This window comes from Pseudomonas sp. PDM05, from assembly GCF_014851685.1.
In the GTDB taxonomy this organism is placed as follows: domain Bacteria; phylum Pseudomonadota; class Gammaproteobacteria; order Pseudomonadales; family Pseudomonadaceae; genus Aquipseudomonas.
The window spans coordinates 865,248-882,962 of sequence record NZ_JACVAC010000001.1; the positions used below are offsets into that span (position 1 = coordinate 865,248).

19 protein-coding genes are annotated in these 17,715 nt (G+C 61.8%); 8 read left to right on the top strand and 11 right to left on the bottom strand.

Translation table 11 applies throughout. The annotated features are described in order from the left end of the window. Positions 1-49: 49 nt before the first annotated feature. Positions 50-640, bottom strand: a complete 591-nt coding sequence (locus IB241_RS04075; protein WP_192297073.1) for a tRNA-uridine aminocarboxypropyltransferase — start codon at positions 638-640, stop codon at positions 50-52. A gap of 4 nt (positions 641-644) precedes the next feature. Further along, positions 645-1,538 (bottom strand): LysR family transcriptional regulator, encoded by an 894-nt coding sequence (locus IB241_RS04080; protein ID WP_003193084.1) that lies wholly within the window; start codon positions 1,536-1,538, stop codon positions 645-647. A 161-nt stretch (positions 1,539-1,699) separates the two neighbouring features. Here IB241_RS04080 and speB point away from each other — a divergent pair, with 161 nt between their 5' ends. From speB to IB241_RS04100, 4 genes are read left to right on the top strand one after another with little or no spacing between them, the layout of a single operon-like run. Next, positions 1,700-2,650 carry an agmatinase gene (gene speB, locus IB241_RS04085; RefSeq protein WP_003175388.1) on the top strand — a complete coding sequence of 317 codons (951 nt, stop codon included), beginning with the start codon at positions 1,700-1,702 and terminating at the stop codon, positions 2,648-2,650. Beyond that, complete coding sequence (locus tag IB241_RS04090; protein ID WP_192297074.1) at positions 2,650-3,072, top strand: YybH family protein; 423 nt, start codon at positions 2,650-2,652, stop codon at positions 3,070-3,072. The genes speB and IB241_RS04090 overlap by 1 nt, the downstream gene beginning before the upstream one ends. A gap of 21 nt (positions 3,073-3,093) precedes the next feature. Continuing rightward, positions 3,094-4,665, top strand: a complete 1,572-nt coding sequence (locus IB241_RS04095) for a purine-cytosine permease family protein (RefSeq protein WP_192297075.1) — start codon at positions 3,094-3,096, stop codon at positions 4,663-4,665. A 20-nt stretch (positions 4,666-4,685) separates the two neighbouring features. Continuing rightward, entirely contained in the window at positions 4,686-6,068 is a 1,383-nt protein-coding gene (locus IB241_RS04100; protein ID WP_192297076.1) for a sodium:solute symporter, read from the top strand. 100 nt (positions 6,069-6,168) lie between these two features. On the opposite strand, the gene IB241_RS27665 is transcribed toward IB241_RS04100, so the two are convergent. Further along, complete coding sequence (locus tag IB241_RS27665; RefSeq protein WP_003193089.1) at positions 6,169-6,291, bottom strand: PA1414 family protein; 123 nt, start codon at positions 6,289-6,291, stop codon at positions 6,169-6,171. Between the two features lie 142 nt (positions 6,292-6,433). After that, positions 6,434-7,327 carry a putrescine utilization regulator PtrR gene (gene ptrR / locus IB241_RS04105; protein ID WP_192297077.1) on the bottom strand — a complete coding sequence of 298 codons (894 nt, stop codon included), beginning with the start codon at positions 7,325-7,327 and terminating at the stop codon, positions 6,434-6,436. Positions 7,328-7,429: 102 nt separating this feature from the next. Here ptrR and IB241_RS04110 point away from each other — a divergent pair, with 102 nt between their 5' ends. Then, positions 7,430-8,626: an MFS transporter gene (locus IB241_RS04110; protein ID WP_192297078.1), complete on the top strand. Its 1,197-nt coding sequence runs from the start codon at positions 7,430-7,432 to the stop codon at positions 8,624-8,626. Here IB241_RS04110 and IB241_RS04115 read toward each other — a convergent pair. From IB241_RS04115 to IB241_RS04125, 3 genes are all read right to left on the bottom strand, one after another. Continuing rightward, complete coding sequence (locus IB241_RS04115; protein ID WP_192297079.1) at positions 8,538-9,980, bottom strand: NCS1 family nucleobase:cation symporter-1; 1,443 nt, start codon at positions 9,978-9,980, stop codon at positions 8,538-8,540. The genes IB241_RS04110 and IB241_RS04115 overlap by 89 nt on opposite strands. Before the next feature lie 198 nt (positions 9,981-10,178). Beyond that, positions 10,179-10,577, bottom strand: coding sequence for a DUF2177 family protein (locus IB241_RS04120; RefSeq protein ID WP_192297080.1), 399 nt, complete (start codon positions 10,575-10,577; stop codon positions 10,179-10,181). An 89-nt stretch (positions 10,578-10,666) separates the two neighbouring features. Continuing rightward, positions 10,667-11,503 (bottom strand): S1 RNA-binding domain-containing protein, encoded by an 837-nt coding sequence (locus IB241_RS04125; RefSeq protein WP_192297081.1) that lies wholly within the window; start codon positions 11,501-11,503, stop codon positions 10,667-10,669. 322 nt (positions 11,504-11,825) lie between these two features. Between IB241_RS04125 and IB241_RS04130 the strand changes: the two genes are divergently transcribed. The 3 genes from IB241_RS04130 (at position 11,826) to IB241_RS04140 (ending at position 13,869) form a co-directional block, all read left to right on the top strand. Continuing rightward, positions 11,826-12,005, top strand: coding sequence for a hypothetical protein (locus tag IB241_RS04130; protein WP_017527541.1), 180 nt, complete (start codon positions 11,826-11,828; stop codon positions 12,003-12,005). A gap of 208 nt (positions 12,006-12,213) precedes the next feature. Next, a complete protein-coding gene (locus tag IB241_RS04135; protein ID WP_192297082.1) occupies positions 12,214-12,936 on the top strand; it encodes a TorF family putative porin in 723 nt (240 codons plus the stop codon). Positions 12,937-13,002: 66 nt separating this feature from the next. Then, positions 13,003-13,869 carry a DUF6279 family lipoprotein gene (locus IB241_RS04140; protein ID WP_192297083.1) on the top strand — a complete coding sequence of 289 codons (867 nt, stop codon included), beginning with the start codon at positions 13,003-13,005 and terminating at the stop codon, positions 13,867-13,869. Here IB241_RS04140 and copD read toward each other — a convergent pair. The 4 genes from copD to IB241_RS04160 are packed head-to-tail and all read right to left on the bottom strand — an operon-like array spanning position 13,866 to position 17,693. After that, entirely contained in the window at positions 13,866-14,729 is an 864-nt protein-coding gene (copD, locus tag IB241_RS04145) for a copper homeostasis membrane protein CopD (RefSeq protein ID WP_192297084.1), read from the bottom strand. The genes IB241_RS04140 and copD overlap by 4 nt on opposite strands. Beyond that, positions 14,726-15,112 (bottom strand): copper homeostasis periplasmic binding protein CopC, encoded by a 387-nt coding sequence (gene copC, locus IB241_RS04150; protein WP_192297085.1) that lies wholly within the window; start codon positions 15,110-15,112, stop codon positions 14,726-14,728. Before copC ends, copD begins: the two co-directional genes overlap by 4 nt. A 48-nt stretch (positions 15,113-15,160) precedes the next feature. After that, a complete protein-coding gene (locus IB241_RS04155; protein ID WP_225595266.1) occupies positions 15,161-15,964 on the bottom strand; it encodes a copper resistance protein B in 804 nt (267 codons plus the stop codon). Between the two features lie 22 nt (positions 15,965-15,986). Further along, a complete protein-coding gene (locus IB241_RS04160) occupies positions 15,987-17,693 on the bottom strand; it encodes a copper resistance system multicopper oxidase (RefSeq protein ID WP_192297087.1) in 1,707 nt (568 codons plus the stop codon). Positions 17,694-17,715 lie beyond the last annotated feature (22 nt).

The window sequence follows — 17,715 nt, forward strand, 5'->3', positions numbered from 1 at the left end:
GCCTACCCAGTCGCCATCAGCCGCTCCGGTAGCTATGTAGCGCCACGCATCAAGCGTGGTTTTTGGCGAAGACCAAAGGCCCCATCGCGGCGATCTGCCCTTCGATCAACGCCTCGAACGGCTGGAGCAACGGCTCGAACGAGGTCGGCGCCTCCAGCACCTGCAAGGCCTGCACAATCGCCTCGACCGTCGACAACGCCCCCGGTCCCGGCGCCTTGCGCAGCCGATAACGGGAGACGGCGCCTTCGGCCAGGCTCACCCTGGGCAACGCCGCCAGCAACGGGTTGAGGTGCAACAGTTTGCGCGCCTTGCGCCAGGTGCCGTCAGGCACCACCAGCAACAACGGCTGATCGTCAGGTGTATACCCTTGCAATGGCTGGGCATCGTCGCCGGGGAACAACAACCGCGCCTGATAACCCGGCGGGTTCAACAACGCCGGCAAATCAGCAAACACCTCGCCCACCACCAACTGCGCATTGTTCAGCCCCAACGCCGCCAACCGTGCCGTGTTGAGTGCGTGGTTGACCTCGCTCGGGTGCTGCAACAGCAACACCCGGGTGCGGCTGTCGAGGCTGGGTATCAGTGGGCACAGGCAATGGGCCAGAGGCCTGAGGCAACGGGAGCATTGGGGTCTGGACATGGTTTCAGGCCTGGTTGAGCTGGGTTTTGAGCAAGTCGCGAAAGGTCTGGATCAGGGGCTCACGGCTGCGACCTCGGCGCATGATCATCGAGAACGGCGCCTGGTAGCCGAAGGTCGCCGGCAGCAAGACGCGCAAGTCGCCCTTGTCGGCCCAGGCCTGGGCGTAGTGTTCGGGCAGGTAGCCGATGTAGGCACCGGACAGCACCAGGATCAGTTGCGCCTCCATACTTTCCACCGTGGCGGCGCTGTGCTTGAAGCCGTGGCGCGCCAGTTCCGCCTGGCTCCAGTAGCCGCGCCCGACCATGCGCTGCTGGGTGATCACCTGCTCGGGGATGCGCCGCTCGTTGAACAACGGGTGGCGGGTGCTGCAATACAACCAGTGCTGTTCGCGGTACAGCGGCATGTAGATCAGCCCGCTCATGCGGTTGGAGAAGGCGCCGATGGCCAGGTCGAGACGGTTGTCCTGCACGCCCAGTTGCAGTTCGTAAGGGCTCATTACCGACAAATGCAGGTGCACCGCCGGGTGTTCGAGGCTGTAGGCGCCGATGACTTCGGCGAACGGCAAGGCTTTGTCGCTGACGGTGGAGTCAAGCACGCCGAGCTTGAGGGTACCGCGCAACTCGCCTTTCAACGCCGCGGCGTACTGCTCGAAGCCTTCCAACTCGCCGAGCAGGCGCAGGGTTTCCTGATGGAACAGCTCGCCCTTGCTGGTCAGGCTGAACCCGCCCCGCCCACGGTGGCACAACACCAGACCCAGCGCCGACTCCAGCTGGCTCATATAGGTGCTGATGGCCGACGTGGACAGGTTGAGCTCGTGCTGGGCACTGGCGAACCCCTGGTGGCGTACGACGCTGACGAAGATGCGCAAGAGTTTCAGGTCGGGCAAGGCGTTGGCCATGGGGTCTCCGAAGGCACACACATAATCCTGTGGGAGCGAAGTTTACCTCAGGGATTAGTTTAGAAAAATCTGAACTAAGTATTTGCCCCTGCCGATTCTTTCGCCTCGGGGTATTTCGCAGAATCGGCCTCCAATAAACACAACAACGATGAGGCACTCCCGTGGACAAGATTTTCCACCAACCACTGGGCGGCAACGAAATGCCGCGCTTTGCCGGCATCGCCACCATGATGCGACTTCCCCACCTGCAAACCGCCAAGGGCCTGGACGCCGCCTTTATCGGCGTGCCCCTGGACATCGGCACCTCGCTGCGCGCCGGCACCCGTTTCGGGCCACGCGAAATCCGCGCCGAATCGGTGATGATCCGCCCCTACAACATGGCCACTGGCGCGGCACCGTTCGACTCGCTGTCGGTGGCCGACATCGGCGACGTGGCGATCAACACCTTCAACCTGCTCGACGCCGTACGCATCATCGAAGAAGCCTACGACGAGATCCTCGAACACAATGTGATCCCCATGACCCTGGGCGGTGACCACACCATCACCCTGCCGATCCTGCGGGCGATCCACAAGAAACACGGCAAGGTCGGGCTGGTGCACATCGATGCCCACGCCGATGTGAACGACCATATGTTCGGCGAGAAAATCGCCCACGGCACCACCTTCCGCCGCGCCGTGGAGGAAGGTTTGCTTGATTGCGACCGCGTGGTGCAGATCGGCCTGCGCGCCCAGGGCTACACCGCCGAAGACTTCAACTGGAGCCGCAAGCAGGGCTTTCGTGTGGTCCAGGCCGAAGAATGCTGGCACCACTCCCTTGCGCCGTTGATGGCCGAAGTGCGGGAAAAAGTCGGCGGCGGCCCGGTGTACCTGAGCTTTGACATCGACGGCATCGACCCGGCCTGGGCACCGGGCACCGGCACCCCGGAAATCGGCGGGCTGACCACCATCCAGGCCATCGAGATCATCCGCGGCTGCCAGGGCCTCGACCTGATTGGTTGTGACCTGGTAGAAGTTTCGCCGCCCTACGACACCACCGGCAACACCTCACTGCTCGGCGCCAACCTGCTGTACGAGATGCTCTGCGTACTGCCTGGCGTGGCGCACCGCTGATGAGCACGCGCGAGGTGCTGCAAGCCGCCGCCGACCTGGTGGCGGCCTTCGCCCGCAATGACCGCGCCGCCTACTTCGGCGCGTTCACGGCCGATGCCAGCTTTGTGTTCTACACCCTGCCCCAGCCACTGCTCAGTCGCGACGCCTACCAGGCGTTGTGGAACAGCTGGCGCCGGGACGAGGGCTTCGAAGTGCTCTCCTGCACGTCGAGCAACGCCGTGGTCAGCCTGCAAGGTGACGTGGCGATTTTTATGCATGACGTGGCCACCGAGCTGCGCATGAACGGGGAGCAATTTTTTAGCCAGGAACGCGAGACCATTGTCTTCAAACGGCAAGGGAATCGCACAGAACAAAAACAAGGCCTGTGGCTGGCCTGTCACGAACATTTGTCCGCTATGCCGGAAGGGCTGCCGCCCCCTTAGCCAATGTGATCGGAGCTGATCATGAATAATAAAAACAACGATAAAAGTATTCGCAAGATAGAAACCAACGGGGTCGAGCAGATCCCGGACCATGAACGTACCGCCGGGCCCAAGGATCTGTTCCGCCTGATCTTCGGCGGTGCCAATACCTTTGCCACCGCCGTGCTGGGTTCCTTTCCCGTGCTGTTCGGCCTGTCGTTCCAGGCCGGGGTGTGGGCGATTGTGCTCGGCGTGCTGGTGGGGGCGCTGATCCTGGCGCCCATGGGCCTGTTCGGGCCGATCAACGGCACCAACAACGCGGTGTCGTCCGGTGCGCACTTCGGCGTGCACGGGCGGATTGTCGGCTCGTTTCTGTCACTGCTGACGGCGATTGCCTTCTTCTCACTGTCGGTGTGGAGTTCAGGCGATGCGCTGGTGGGTGGTGCGAAACGTCTGGTAGGCCTACCGGAAACCGACCTGACCCTGGGCCTGGCCTACGGCGTATTCGCGATCCTGGTGCTGACCGTGTGCATCTACGGCTTTCGCTTCATGCTGTGGGTCAACCGCATCGCGGTGTGGGCGGCGAGCCTCCTGTTTTTACTCGGGATCTTCGCCTTCGCGCCGACCTTCGACAGCCACTTCACCGGCACCGTCGCCATGGGCCAGAGCGGCTTCTGGGCGGCGTTTATCGGCGCGGCGCTGGTGGCCATGAGCAACCCGATTTCCTTCGGCGCGTTCCTCGGGGACTGGTCGCGTTACATCCCGCGTGAGACGCCGAAAATGCGCATCATGCTGGCCGTGGTCCTGGCCCAGATCGCCACATTGATCCCGTTCCTGTTCGGCCTGGCCACCGCGACCATCGTGGCAGTCAAGGCACCGGACTACATCGCGGCCAACAACTACGTCGGCGGTTTGCTCGCGGTGGCGCCGAGCTGGTTCTTCCTGCCGGTGTGCCTGATTGCGGTGATCGGCGGCATGTCCACCGGCACCACATCGCTGTATGGCACGGGGTTGGACATGTCCAGTGTGTTCCCGCGCCTGCTGTCGCGGGTCAAGGCGACCCTGCTGATTGGGCTGATGTCGATTGCCTTCATCTTTATCGGACGTTTCGCCGCCAACCTGGTGCAGAGCGTGTCGACCTTCGCCGTGCTGATCATCACCTGCACCACACCGTGGATGGTGATGATGATCATCGGCCTGATCGTGCGTCGCGGCTTCTATTGCCCGGATGACTTGCAAGTGTTCACCCGTGGTGAAAGTGGCGGCCGCTACTGGTTCAGCCATGGCTGGAACTGGCGCGGGCTGGGGGCCTGGATTCCGAGTGCGCTGGTGGGCCTGTGCTTCGTCAACCTGCCGGGGCAGTTCGTTGGGCCGCTGGGCAACCTGGCCGATGGCATCGACATCAGTCTGCCGGTGACGCTGGGGCTGGCGTCGGTGGTGTACCTGACCTTGCTGCGTGTGTTTCCTGAGCCGGCTGCGGTGTATGGGCCGGCCTTTGTGGCGAGGGAACTTGCTCCCGCCGGGGTGCGAAGCGGCCCTAAAACAGCAGCCTCCAGCTTCGCAGGCGAGCGGGAACAAGCGCCCTCGCCACACCAAGCTTCGTCATCACAATAAGAAATCGGAGAATCGCCGTCATGGCTTTGGATTTATTCGTCGTACTCATCTACGCCGCCGGCATGCTCGTGCTCGGCTATTACGGCATGCGTCGCGCCAAGACCCACGAAGACTACCTGGTGGCCGGCCGCAACCTCGGCCCGTCGCTGTACATGGGCACCATGGCCGCCACCGTGTTGGGCGGTGCCTCCACCGTCGGCACCGTGCGCCTGGGCTATGTGCATGGTATTTCCGGCTTCTGGCTGTGCGCCGCATTGGGCATGGGGATCATTGCGCTGAACCTGTTCCTCGCCAAGCCGCTGCTCAAGCTGAAGATCTTCACCGTCACCCAGGTGTTGGAAAAACGCTACAACCCCATGGCCCGCCAAGCGAGCGCGGTGATCATGCTGGCCTACGCGCTGATGATTGGCGTGACCTCGATCCTGGCCATCGGCACCGTGCTGCAAGTGCTGTTCGGCCTGCCGTTCTGGATCTCGGTGCTGCTCGGCGGTGGCGTGGTGGTGGTGTACTCGACCATTGGCGGCATGTGGTCGCTGACCCTCACCGACATCGTGCAGTTCGTGATCAAGACCGTCGGCCTGATGTTTATCCTGCTGCCGATCTGCCTGTACCGCGTCGGCGGCTGGGATGAACTGGTGGCCAAACTGCCCGCGTCCAACTTCAGCTTCACCGCGATTGGCTGGGACACGATCATCACCTACTTCATGATCTACTTTTTCGGCATCCTGATCGGCCAGGACATCTGGCAGCGCGTGTTCACCGCCCGCGACGAAAAGGTCGCCAAGTACGCCGGCACTTTCGCCGGTTTCTACTGCATCCTCTACGGCCTGGCCTGTGCGTTGATCGGCATGGCTGCCCATGTGCTGATCCCGGACCTGGACAACGTGAACAACGCGTTTGCCGCTATCGTCAAAGTCTCGCTGCCCGATGGCATCCGTGGCCTGGTGATCGCTGCGGCACTGGCCGCCATGATGTCCACCGCCAGTGCCGGCTTGCTGGCCGCCTCCACCGTTCTGACCGAAGACCTGCTGCCACGCCTGCGTGGCGGTAAACAGTCGAGCCTGGCGATCAACCGTTTGTTCACGATGCTGACCGGTGTTGCCGTGCTGGGTATCGCGCTGGTGGTGAATGATGTGATCAGCGCGCTGACCCTGGCCTACAACCTGTTGGTGGGCGGTATGTTGATCCCGCTGATCGGGGCGATTTTCTGGAAGCGTGCGACCACCTCCGGCGCGATCACCTCGATGACCCTGGGCTTTGTGACGGCGCTGGTGTTCATGTTCAAGGATGGCCTGGATGCGAACACGCCGATCTACTACAGCCTGGCGATAGGGCTGGTGAGTTTTGTACTGGTCAGTGTGCTGTCGCGCAAGCCACAGGCAGCAACGGCGCGCGCGGTGTGATGCGCAACCGGTTTTAGAGCGGTTTCTTCAGCGGGCACGACGTCGGATGTCGTGCCCGTTTTTTTTTACCTGCAACGGGCGCCTTGTGGTCGACCAGCGTTTATCTGCGACGCGGCCGGCGCTGCTCATCATCCGTGCGGATCGGCACCGGCTGCAGGGGCGGCTCGATCAGGCCCAGTGCAACACCGAGGTCATGGAGCCAGTTTTGAATTTTCTCTTTCATGGTTGCCCCCTTTGAGGGTAATGCGGGTCGGCGGTCAATTCTTTCGCCTCTTCCTACAGGATAGTAGCCCTAAGTCCTACGCATTGCTTGTACGAAACCACAACGAACTATTACTGAATTCATCGAAATCCTGACGAATCGCTCAAGCACTTGCGCGTGTGTCTTGCTCGAGCCCGACCTTGCCTTCTTGCTGCAGGTCGATCCATGCATTGAGGTTAGCGCCGAGCATACCCTTTCGCCACATCAGCCAGGTGGTCGCAGTGGCAAAATGCCCTGTCAGCGGATGAACGGACACGCTGTCCTTGCCCGGCAGGCTGTCGAGCATGGATTCGGACATCAGCGCCACCCCCGAACCGGCGATCACACAGGCCAGCATGCCCTGATAGGACTCGATCTCGATTGCCCGCCCCATGGCTACGTGTTCGTGGGAAAACCACGTTTCCAGCCGTGTGCGATAGGCGCAACTACGTCGGAAGGTGAACACCGCACGCCCCGCCACATCCTGCGGCCCACGCACAGGTGGGTGGTCAGCCTCGCAAATCAACACCAAGCGTTCTTCGCACAGGGCCACACCTTCCAGACTCGCGATGGTAATTGGGCCGTCCACAAAGGCGGCATCCAGGCGACCGGTAATCAACCCTTCGAGCAACTCACCGCTGGGCGCCGATTGCACCTGAAGGTTCACCATCGGATACGCCTTGTGATAGCGGGCCAACAGCTTAGGCAAATGCACCGCCGCCGTGCTGTACATGCTGCCCAGCACAAAGTCGCCGGCCGGTTGTCCGCCCTGGACCGCGCCGTGAGCTTCGTCATGCAGCGCGAGCAGACGAGTGCTGTAGTCCAGCAGCACCTTACCCGCAGGAGAAAGTTGCAAGCGCTGGCGTTCTCGCACGAACAGTTCAACGCCGAGTTGCTCCTCCATCTGCTTGAGCCGCGTCGACAGGTTCGACGGCACACGGTGCAGGCGCTCAGCTGCGCGGGTGATGGAGCCCTCCTCTGCCACCGCCTGGAAAATGCGCAATTGACTGAACTCCATACCTTTCTCCAAAACTGAACAAGTTACTCACTATTATTCAATTTTACAGAAAGTCAATGCGCTTTAGGCTGAAGATCACTCGCTAACCCGCAGGAACACAGCATGTCAGCCCGCCCCCGCCTACTCGCCAGCTTTATCGCCTTGATGATAGCCATGGGCATTGGCCGCTTCGCCCTCACCCCACAAATGCCGCACCTGCTGAGTGAGGGGCAGATCGACCTGACCGGCGCCGGCCTGATCGCTGCTGCCAATTACCTGGGCTATTTCGTCGGCGCGGTGGATTCGATCTTCGCCCGCAGCCATCACCACGTACGCGGCCGCCTGTATGGCGGGCTGTGGCTGTGCGTGCTGCTGACACTTGCGTCGTACTGGGCCCACGGTTTCTGGCCGCACGTGTTGTTGCGCTTCGGCACCGGCGTTGCGAGCGCCTGGGCGCTGGTGATGATCACCAGCCTGAGCCAACCCCTGGCGCTTGCCGCTGGCCAGCCGCGCCTGGGGGCGTTGGTATTTGCCGGTCCGGGATTGGGGATCTTGCTGACGGGCTTGCTGGCACTGGTCTCGAACCTGCTGGGACAGGATAGCGCCACCTTGTGGCTGGTGTATGGGGCCGTGGCGCTGGTGATGTTGCTCGCCGTGCTGCCCTACCTGCCCCGGCCGACAGCCAACTCTGCACCCACTGCCAGTGCTGGCCGCAACCAGAGCATCGCCCACTTGGGCTGGATCTACTTTCTGTTCGGCTTGGGCTACATCATCCCGGCGACCTTTCTGTCACAGATGGCCAGTGCGCAGTTCAGCGGCGCCTGGCAGGCCGATCTGTTCTGGCCGTGTTTCGGCCTGGCAGCAGCGCTAGGCGTGGTTGTCGCCAGCCTGCGCCGCAAGGACCCGAACACCACGCGGCGCTGGCTGATGACCACGCTGTGGCTACAGGGTGCCGGTGTGTTCGCCTGCTTGCTGGGCAATGGCTGGGGGCTGGCGCTGGGCGTGTCGCTGTGTGGTGCACCGTTCCTGGCGTGTATGCAATTGGTAATGGCGCGCTTGAGAGAAATCGCGCCCCACGGCTACCAGCGCAGCACCGGTTTGCTGACTGCCAGCTTTGCCATGGGCCAGTTGAGCGGGCCGTTGCTGGCTTCAGTGAGCAGTCATCTGAGCGGCGGCCTGCACCCGGCGTTGGTGATCGCCGGATGCGGCCTGCTGGTGGCAGGTGCGCTGCTCAGCCGGCAACCAGGGGTACAGGCACACGAAGCTGTTCACGACGCGCCAGCACCAGGAAGAACAGCCCACCCAGGAAGCACCCGGTGAACCAGGCGAAATTGGCCATGCCTTGCAACGCCGGGGTGAAGGTGATCGCGACACCGACCAATGTCGCCGGCACCAGCGCCTTGACCGCCGTCCAGTTCACGCCGCCATCGAAGTAATAACGACCGCCTGGGCTGTCGTCGAACAGCGCATCCACGTCGATCTGCTGCTTTTTGATCAGGTAGAAGTCCACCAGCAGGATGCCGAACAACGGCCCGATAAACGCAGCGAGGATGTCCAGGGTGTAGTGGATCATCAGCGGGTTGTTGAACAGGTTCCACGGGGTAATGAAGATCGATGCGACGGCGGCGATCATGCCACCGGCGCGCCAGCTGATTTTGCTCGGCGCGACGTTGGCGAAATCGAACGCCGGGGAAACAAAATTGGCAACAATATTGATACCGATGGTGGCGGTCACAAAGGCAAAGGCGCCGAGCAGCACGGCCATGCTGTTATCGATGCGCGACACGGTGGCAATCGGGTCGTGGAGCATTTCACCGAACACCGGCAAAGTGCCCGAGACGATCACCACGGTGACCAGCGAGAACGCCAGGAAATTTACCGGCAGCCCCCAGAAATTGCCGCGTCGCACGTCGTGCATGCTGCGGCAGTAGCGACTGAAATCGCCGAAGTTCAACGTCGGGCCGGAGAAGTACGACACCACCAACGCCGTTGCCACGATCACCTGACCAAATGCCTGCCAGCCCGACAGGGATTTTTCCGACAGGGTGAAGCTGATATTCGCCCAGCCCGCCTTCCACACGATCCACCCCGCCAGGGCAAACATCACCGCATACACCACCGGCCCGGCCCAATCGATAAAGCGGCGGATGGACTCCATGCCGGCCCAGAACACCGCCGCTTGCAGCACCCACAAGCTTAGGAAACCAAACCAGCCGAGGTAGGACAGGCCCGCAAAATGCGGCTCTGCATACACCGCCATTTGTGGGAAAAAGCGCAGCACCACGATGATCAGGGCGCTGGAAGCCAGATAGGTCTGAATCCCGTACCAGGCCACGGCAATCAAGCCACGAATCACCGCAGGAATATTCGCGCCAAACACCCCAAAGGCCAGTCGGCAAATTACCGGATACGGTACGGCGGCTTGCTGGCTCGGCTTGGCCACCAGGTTGGCGATCAACTGCACGATGCCGATACCGGCGAGCAAGGCGATCAATACCTGCCAACTGGCCAGCCCCAGGGCGAACAGGCTGGCGGCGAACACATAGCCGCCGACGCTGTGCACGTCGCTCATCCAGAACGCGAAAATGTTGTACCAGGTCCACTTCTGCGGCAGTGGGCCCAGGTCCTGGTTGTACAGGCGCGGGCTGTAGCCTTTGGGCAATTGTTCGGTCATCGCTGGGCTCCTCGTAATACCGGCCTGCGCTGCCGTAGCACTGTGCATACGGTAGGCGGCATGGTTTGTATACGAAGCAGTCAGCAGAATGCGTGCCAATGGCACACAATCCCCAGCGAATCACGCCCCAAACAGCTTGACCAATGATGGGATGCGGGGACTTCGCTCAGCAACGGTGCACAAAAATCCTGTACACAATCACTGGCGCACCCGATCTGCACACAAATACCCAAGCGTGCAGCATGCCGCCGTCAGGCAGGTGCCCCAGGCCATGTCCATCAGCGCCAGCCCGCCAGACCAGCCGTGCAGCGTGGCCCAGTTGCTCAGGTCATAAGTGCCGTAGGCGACCAGGCCCAACAAGGCCCCCAGACGCGCCGCACGCTGCCAACTCGCGCTGGGCAAGACGACAAACACCACGCAGCCGAGGACATACAGGAGATAGAAGAGTACTGCGGGCACTAACCGTGGCTGATCAAGCATCAGCGGGCCCAGCAGGGATTTGTAGGTCGGGCCCATGAGGACGCCGAGCCAGAGACCGTCAAGCACCAGGAACGCGAGCAAGGTGCCGAGGTAGGCGAATACTGATTTTTTGGACATGACACACCTCTGGCAGAAGACAGCCTGTCGTGGCGAGGCCACCACCTCCCTCGCCACCACAAGCCCTTTCATACAAAGAGGAACGTCGATCAGCTTAGTTCAATGCGATCCGCATGAATCACGATCTGGCCCTGCTTGTAGAGGGCACCAATAGCCTTCTTGAAGTTGCCCTTGCTCACGCCGAACAAGTTGCTGATCACCGCCGGGTCGCTTTTGTCGCTGACCGGCAAGGTGCCGTTGTTTTCACGCAACTTGGCGAGGATCTTGGAGTTCAGGCTGGAGGCCGCTTCCTGGCCCACCGGCTGCAGGCTCAGGCTGATGTTGCCATCGGCGCGGATCTCTTTGATAAAGCCTTTTTCTTCCTTGCCCGGACGCAGGAACTTGAACACTTCGTTCTTGTGGATCAGACCCCAGTGCTTGTTGTTGATGATCGCCTTGAAGCCCATGTCGGTGGCTTCGGCCACCAGCAGATTGACTTCCTGGCCCACCTCGTAGTTGGCCGGCGTCTTGTCCAGGTAGCGATCCAGGCGTGCAGTGGCGGTGATGCGCTTGGTGTGTTTGTCGAGGTAGACGTGCACCACGCAATATTCACCGGCGGTCATCTGGCGCTTTTCTTCCGAATACGGCAGCAACAGATCCTTGGGCAGACCCCAATCGAGGAAGACGCCGATACTGTTGACTTCGACGACTTTCAAACTGGCAAATTCGCCCACTTGAACTTTCGGTTTTTCAGTGGTGGCGATAAGTTTGTCATCGCTGTCCAGATAAATGAAAACGTTCAGCCAATCTTCATCTTCACTGGGAATATCTTTGGGGATATACCGATTAGGCAAGAGGATTTCACCGTCTTGCGCACCATCCAGGTACAAACCAAAGTTAGTGTGTTTAACCACTTGCAAGCTGTTGTAGCGCCCGACTAAAGCCATTTCCAATACCCTCGTTACGTGGGCGGCATTCTACCCGAGTTGTGCCCGCCACGCGCGCGCGCCTGAAAAATCGAGGGCTGGCGTGGCGCGGTGGTGGCAGCGCCCCGCTCGTCTGATCATTGCGCTGAATTTCACTGGTGCACATGCCACTCACCACCCAATGGTTTCGAGTTAAAACAGTAAGTTAGGGGCTTATTTCAAGGATAAACTTTGCTTATTTCCTGGCGCAGCACTTATTCCCGGAGGATATTTACCAAGCAATTGTCAAGTATTTCCTGTACGATGCCTGGCCAAGTTAATTTTCTACAGGTTAGTGGCCGCCATGCGTGTAAAAGCATCCAACAGCAAAGCAAAGCCAGCTCCCGCCGTTGAAACCAGCGAATCGATCAACAACCAGATTGCTGCATTCCTCAAGTCCGGTGGCGAAATCCAGCAAATTGCCAAGGGCGTGAGCGGCCAGACTTTCGGCCCGTCCAAGCAGATCAGCCTGGGTAAAAAGTAATACCGCGCAACACACCTGGTCCCTAAGCGCCTTGCCATCAAGGCGCTAGGACTAGAGCCCGAAGCACCCTCCCGACACATCCAACATTGCGTCAATCGACGAACGGGGCTCAACCCCGCGCATTCGCCGGTATGCTTGCACACGTCTAGCACGGGCATCTGCCCGATTTTCCCCCGGTTACTGCTCCTCGCTTTTCATGGAGTGAAGCATGTTCAAAGCGTGCATTTTCCTGCTCACTGCCCTGGCAGCCAGCCCCCTCGCCCAAGCGCAGATCTTTCAGCGCGAATTGGGCGACTTCGACCTGAAATTGGGCACCACACCCAGCCGCAGCATGGCCCAAGGCCTGGTCAAACCGACGTCTCCGGGCAGCGACTCATTCCACGGCGGCCTCGACCTGAGCCACGACAGCGGCCTGTACTTCGGCCAATTCTCCCCCAGCATGGGCCTGTCGCCGGACAGCACCCTCGAAGTCGACTCCTACATGGGCTTCAAGCACCCGTTCGACCAGACCCTGGGCTACGAAGTCGGCCTGATCCACTACAGCTATCCCAAGCTAAGCCCTCTCGACAGCCAAGAGTTCTACGGCGGCCTGAACCTGCTGGGCAATCGCTTCGGCGCCTCCTTCAGCAACGACCCGGACCGCCAGGACAGCACCCTGTTCGCCGACCTCAGTGGCACCCAACCGTTCGGCATCGGCGTCAGCCTGAAATACACCACTCATCAGTTGGGCACCCCGGCCTCCGTCGACGGTGGCTCCATCAGCAGCTTCAGTGATTGGTCGGTGCAATTCTCCCGACAGTGGATGGGCGTTGACCTGAACCTGATCTACAGCGACTCCAGCCTCAGCGGCAGCAATTGCTCGGCCTACTCCGGACACAACTCGCAATGCGATGGCCTGTTGACGTTGAAGGCAGTGCGGTCGTTTTATTGATGGGCTGAACTGTTGCATCCCATGCGGGTTCACATACCTCAATCCCTCGCGCGAAAGGACCCGCCCATGCTGCAACGGCTCAAACTCCTGACGGTGCTGCTGACCCTAAGCCTGGTGCTGGCCGGCTGCAATCGCGTCGGCCTGGCCTACCGCAACCTCGATGTGATCATCCCCTGGACCCTCAACGACTACCTGGACATGAATGCCGGGCAGAAGAGCTGGTTCAACGACACCCTCAAGGAACACCTGGCCTGGCACTGCAGCACACAACTGCCGGGCTACCTCGACTGGCTCGACCGCCTGCAACAGATGGCCGACAACCATCAGGTCAGCGATGCCGCGCTGCAAGCGCGAACCGCCGAAGCCAAGCAGGCCATCACTCAAATCGCGCGGCAGATCACCCCGTCGGCCATCGAGTTGCTGCAAGGCCTGGACGACCAGCAGGTGCGGGACATGAACGCGGCCCTGGCCAAGGACCTGCGCAAACGCCAGGACGAGTACCTCAAACCGCCACTGGCCGAGCAAATCAAGGACCGTGCCGAGCGCATGAACAAACGCCTGGATGCCTGGATCGGCCCGCTCAGTGCCAGCCAGCAGGCGCGCGTCAGCGCCTGGTCCAGCGCGCTGGGCGAACAGAACCAGGCCTGGATCGGCAACCGCGCCCAGTGGCAGGCGCAGTTCAGCGCCGCCGTGAGGCAACGCCACAGCGCCGGCTTCGCGCCGAAGATCGAGCAACTACTGGTGGACCGCGAAAGCCTGTGGACCCCGCAATACAGTGCCGCTTACGCACAAACGGAGGCCGAGGCCCGCAGCCTGATTGTCGACGTGATGGCCGAGACCACGGTGCAACAACGCCAGAAACTCATACAGAAAATCGCCAAGGTGCGCAGCGACTTGCAGGCACTCAAATGCCTGCAAAGCGCAAAAGGTTAATCCGGCGCCAAGGTGCCCAGCCAGGCGACCAACCCGAGGATCAACACCACGGCGCCAAACTCCACCGCGATGCTGCGGCGCAATGCCCGGGTCGCCGTCGCGTTGTCGCCTGAGGCCAGGGACCGCTGCAACCATGGCGTCAGATGAAAGCGATTGAGCGCCGCCAATCCCAGCATCAAGCCGAACACCGCCAACTTGAGGCCCAACAACAGTGCATAAAGCCCTTCGCTGAGCCCGTCCGGATTCAGCCCGACCACCAGCAGGTAATTGGTCACGCCCGTCACGATCAGCACCGCGACAAACCCCATGCCGACCCGCTCGAAGCCCACCAACGCCTGCGCCAACGCCTCGACATGCGGTGCGCCGGGTAACGACGGGCGCATCAACAACAGCCCGAACGCAGCCAGCGCCCCGACCCAACCCGCCGCCGCCAGCAAATGCGCAATGTCGCTGACCAGATGCCACACCCCCAGCGCGCCCTCGTGCATCACCCCATGCCCGGCCCATGCCAGCGTCACCAGTGCGACGCCGCCGCACAACGTGGCCAGCCGGGGGCTGAGCAGCACCACGACCAGCGCCACAAGACGCAGGCACCACGTCCATCCCAGTTCGGTGTGCGCCAGCATCATCTGCACATGCGGCCACAGCGTTTGCCAGTCCTCGGCACCACTCATGGCTTGGGTCATGGACACCATCGACAGCACCGACAGCAGCACTCCCAGGCTCGCCATCCACCGCAGCAGCCGCCTCACATCCAATCGGCAGTGCCTTGCGTAGAGGCCAAACAAACCCAGGCCAAACACCAGCATCAAGTCCAGGTACAGCACAAACCGCAACAACACCGGGATCATTTCACTCATGGCTGGACGCTGAACACCACGTTGCCGAGGATCGGATGCGTATCCGACGACACCGCACGCCAGTCCACCCGGTAGGTGCCGGGCGCCAACAGCGAAGCGGGCTTGATCAACATCACCTTCGGGTCGCTACTGGCCGCGACACTGGCTTTGACCGGCATCGGCGCATGGGTCATGCCGGGCATTGCAGTCATGCTCAGCTTGGCCCCGGAAAACTGCGTCAGCAGGTTTTCCGAGAAGTGCAGCTCAATCACCGCCGGCGCGGCGCCCTGGGCACCGTCCGCGGGGATGGAGGACAACAGTTTAGGGTGCGCCGAGAGCGTAAAACTGGCGCCCCATCCGACCGACAGCACAGCGCCCACCAACAGCGTTTTCAACATCGACATGCAAGGCTCCAAGCCGCTCATGGCGGCAAGTTATAAGAAGAGTGAACGTCAGAACCACAGGCGCACGCCGACTACCCAGCGCAGTTGGCTGACGTCCTCGCCGTCTTCCCGGGTGTATTGCGCGGTCTGGCCATAGCGGCGGTTCCAGGTGACGCCCACGTAGGGCGCGAATTCACGTCGCACTTCGTAGCGCAGCCTCAGGCCCAGCTCGCTGTCCGACAGCCCCGAGCCGACGCCGCGCTGCGGATCGTTGCGTCCATACAGATTGAGTTCGGCGGTGGGCTGCAGAATCAGCCGGTTGCTCAGCAGAATGTCGTAGTCACCTTCCAGGCGTGCGGCGGTGTGGCCGGATTCACCGACAAACAGCGTCGCTTCGGCCTCGAAGCCGTACAGCGCCATGCCCTGCACGCCAAAGGCGGCCCAGGTTTGGCCGTCGCCGGGTTTGAAATCCTGGCGTACGCCGCCGACCAAGTCCCACCATGGGTTGATGGCATGCCCCCACAGGGCCTGGGCCTCGGCACTTTCCGTGCGCCCGGCACTGCGCTCACCCTCGCTACGCAACCACAGGCGGTCGATGTCACCGCCGACCCAACCCTTGATGTCCCAGTTCAGAACACCGTCACCCTCGCCGCCCTGCCATTCCAACTGGTTGACCAGCAACATCGAATGCACGGCGCTGTCGTGCACCATATGCCCGCCCGGCACGTTGTACACCGCCGCGCGGTCTGCGTCGGTCAACGGCGGGATCGGCGTGCGGCTCTCGGTGAGAGCCGGGGAGGCAGGGCTCATGCCCTGAAACTCGTCCGCCAACGCCAGCGGGCCAAACGTCAGTGCGATGAACCCAGAGGCCATCCAGGCACTTCTATTCACATGCTTATTCATGCACGCGCACCTCACGAAACATGCCCATCTCCATGTGGTACAGCAGGTGGCAGTGATAAGCCCATCGGCCCAGCGCATCTGCCGTCACGCGGTAGCTGCGCCGCGACCCCGGCGGCATGTCGATGGTGTGTTTGCGCACCTGGAACTGGCCGTTCTCGTCCTCCAGGTCGCTCCACAGGCCGTGCAGGTGGATCGGATGGCTCATCATGGTGTCGTTGACCAACACCAGCCGCACCCGCTCGCCGTAGGTCAATGCCAGAGGCTCGGCATCGGAAAATTTCACGCCATTGAACGACCAGGCGAACTTCTCCATGTGCCCGGTCAGATGCAACTCGATCGTGCGGCTGGGATCGCGGCCGTCGGGGTCTTCGAAGGTGCTGCGCAGGTCGGCGTAGGTCAGCACGCGCCGGCCGTTGTTGCGCAGGCCGATGCCGGGGTCGTCGAGCTTGGGCAGCGGGTTCATGGCCTGCATGTCCACCAGCGGGTTATTGCGTTCGCTGGCCGGGTGGCTCTGCATCGCCATGGCACTGTGGTCCATGCCGGCCATCTGCGGCATATCGGCCATGGCGCCGTGGTCCATGCCACCCATGCCCATGTCGTCCATGGTGATCCAGGGGCGCGGCTCCAACGTCGGCACTGGCGCCGTGGCGCCAGCCTGGCGGGCCAGCGTGCCGCGGGCGAAACCGCTGCGGTCCATCGACTGCGCAAACACCGTGTAAGCCTGCGCCGTAGGCTCGACCAGCACGTCGAACGTCTCGGCGACGGCAATGCGAAACTCATCGACCCTGACCGGCGTCACCGGTTGGCCATCGGCGGCAATCACGGTCATTTTCAACCCCGGGATGCGCACATCGAAGTAGCTCATGGCCGAGCCGTTGATAAAGCGCAGGCGAACCGTCTCGCCCGCCTCGAACAACCCGGTCCAGTTGCGCTCGGGCGGCTGGCCATTGAGCAGGTAGGTGTAGGTCTCGCCGCTGACGTCGGCCAGGTCCGTGGGGTTCATCTTCATCTGCGCCCACATCAGGCGGTCGGCGGCCGTGGCTTTCCAGCCCTGCGCCCCCACATCGCGGACAAAATCGCCGACGGTGGGTTTGTGCAGGTTGTAGTAATCGGACTGCTTCTTGAGGGTTTTCATCAGGGCGACGGGATCTTCGTCGGTCCAATCCGAGAGCATCACCACATAGTCACGCTGCACCGTGAACGGCTCGGGTTCACGGGGATCGATCACCAGCGGGCCATACACGCCCTGCTGTTCCTGAAGCCCGGAATGGCTGTGATACCAGTAGGTGCCGTGCTGCTTGAGGGTGAACTGGTAGACAAACACCCCGCCCGGCTCGATGCCCTCGAAGCTCAGGCCAGGCACGCCGTCCATGGTCGAGGGCAGCAGGATGCCGTGCCAGTGGATCGAGGTCGGCTCGGCCAGGCGGTTTTTCACGCGCAGGGTCACGGTGTCGCCTTCGCGCCAGCGCAGCAACGGGCCGGGCAGGCTGCCATTGATGGTCAGCGCGGTGCGGTTGCGGCCGGTGAGGTTGACCGGGGTCTGGTCGATGAACAACTCAAACTCGGTGCCTGCCAGCACAGTAGGCTGGCCGGGACTGGTGAGGGCCCAGACCGGGCTGCGCCAGAGCCCGAGCCCGCCAAGCAAGCCGCCGGCGGCGAGGCCTTTGACAAAGGTGCGTCGTGAGGGGGTGAAGTGCATGCCGATTCAAGTCCGTCAGTTG

Coding starts and splice junctions, on each gene's coding strand:
- IB241_RS04075 (WP_192297073.1), bottom strand. CDS start 640: ATGTCCAGACCCCAATGCTCCCGTTGCCTCAGGCCTCTGGCCCATTGC.
- IB241_RS04080 (WP_003193084.1), bottom strand. CDS start 1,538: ATGGCCAACGCCTTGCCCGACCTGAAACTCTTGCGCATCTTCGTCAGC.
- IB241_RS04090 (WP_192297074.1), top strand. CDS start 2,650: ATGAGCACGCGCGAGGTGCTGCAAGCCGCCGCCGACCTGGTGGCGGCC.
- IB241_RS04095 (WP_192297075.1), top strand. CDS start 3,094: ATGAATAATAAAAACAACGATAAAAGTATTCGCAAGATAGAAACCAAC.
- IB241_RS04100 (WP_192297076.1), top strand. CDS start 4,686: ATGGCTTTGGATTTATTCGTCGTACTCATCTACGCCGCCGGCATGCTC.
- IB241_RS27665 (WP_003193089.1), bottom strand. CDS start 6,291: ATGAAAGAGAAAATTCAAAACTGGCTCCATGACCTCGGTGTTGCACTG.
- ptrR (WP_192297077.1), bottom strand. CDS start 7,327: ATGGAGTTCAGTCAATTGCGCATTTTCCAGGCGGTGGCAGAGGAGGGC.
- IB241_RS04110 (WP_192297078.1), top strand. CDS start 7,430: ATGTCAGCCCGCCCCCGCCTACTCGCCAGCTTTATCGCCTTGATGATA.
- IB241_RS04115 (WP_192297079.1), bottom strand. CDS start 9,980: ATGACCGAACAATTGCCCAAAGGCTACAGCCCGCGCCTGTACAACCAG.
- IB241_RS04120 (WP_192297080.1), bottom strand. CDS start 10,577: ATGTCCAAAAAATCAGTATTCGCCTACCTCGGCACCTTGCTCGCGTTC.
- IB241_RS04125 (WP_192297081.1), bottom strand. CDS start 11,503: ATGGCTTTAGTCGGGCGCTACAACAGCTTGCAAGTGGTTAAACACACT.
- IB241_RS04130 (WP_017527541.1), top strand. CDS start 11,826: ATGCGTGTAAAAGCATCCAACAGCAAAGCAAAGCCAGCTCCCGCCGTT.
- IB241_RS04135 (WP_192297082.1), top strand. CDS start 12,214: ATGTTCAAAGCGTGCATTTTCCTGCTCACTGCCCTGGCAGCCAGCCCC.
- IB241_RS04140 (WP_192297083.1), top strand. CDS start 13,003: ATGCTGCAACGGCTCAAACTCCTGACGGTGCTGCTGACCCTAAGCCTG.
- copD (WP_192297084.1), bottom strand. CDS start 14,729: ATGAGTGAAATGATCCCGGTGTTGTTGCGGTTTGTGCTGTACCTGGAC.
- copC (WP_192297085.1), bottom strand. CDS start 15,112: ATGTCGATGTTGAAAACGCTGTTGGTGGGCGCTGTGCTGTCGGTCGGA.
- IB241_RS04155 (WP_225595266.1), bottom strand. CDS start 15,964: ATGGCCTCTGGGTTCATCGCACTGACGTTTGGCCCGCTGGCGTTGGCG.
- IB241_RS04160 (WP_192297087.1), bottom strand. CDS start 17,693: ATGCACTTCACCCCCTCACGACGCACCTTTGTCAAAGGCCTCGCCGCC.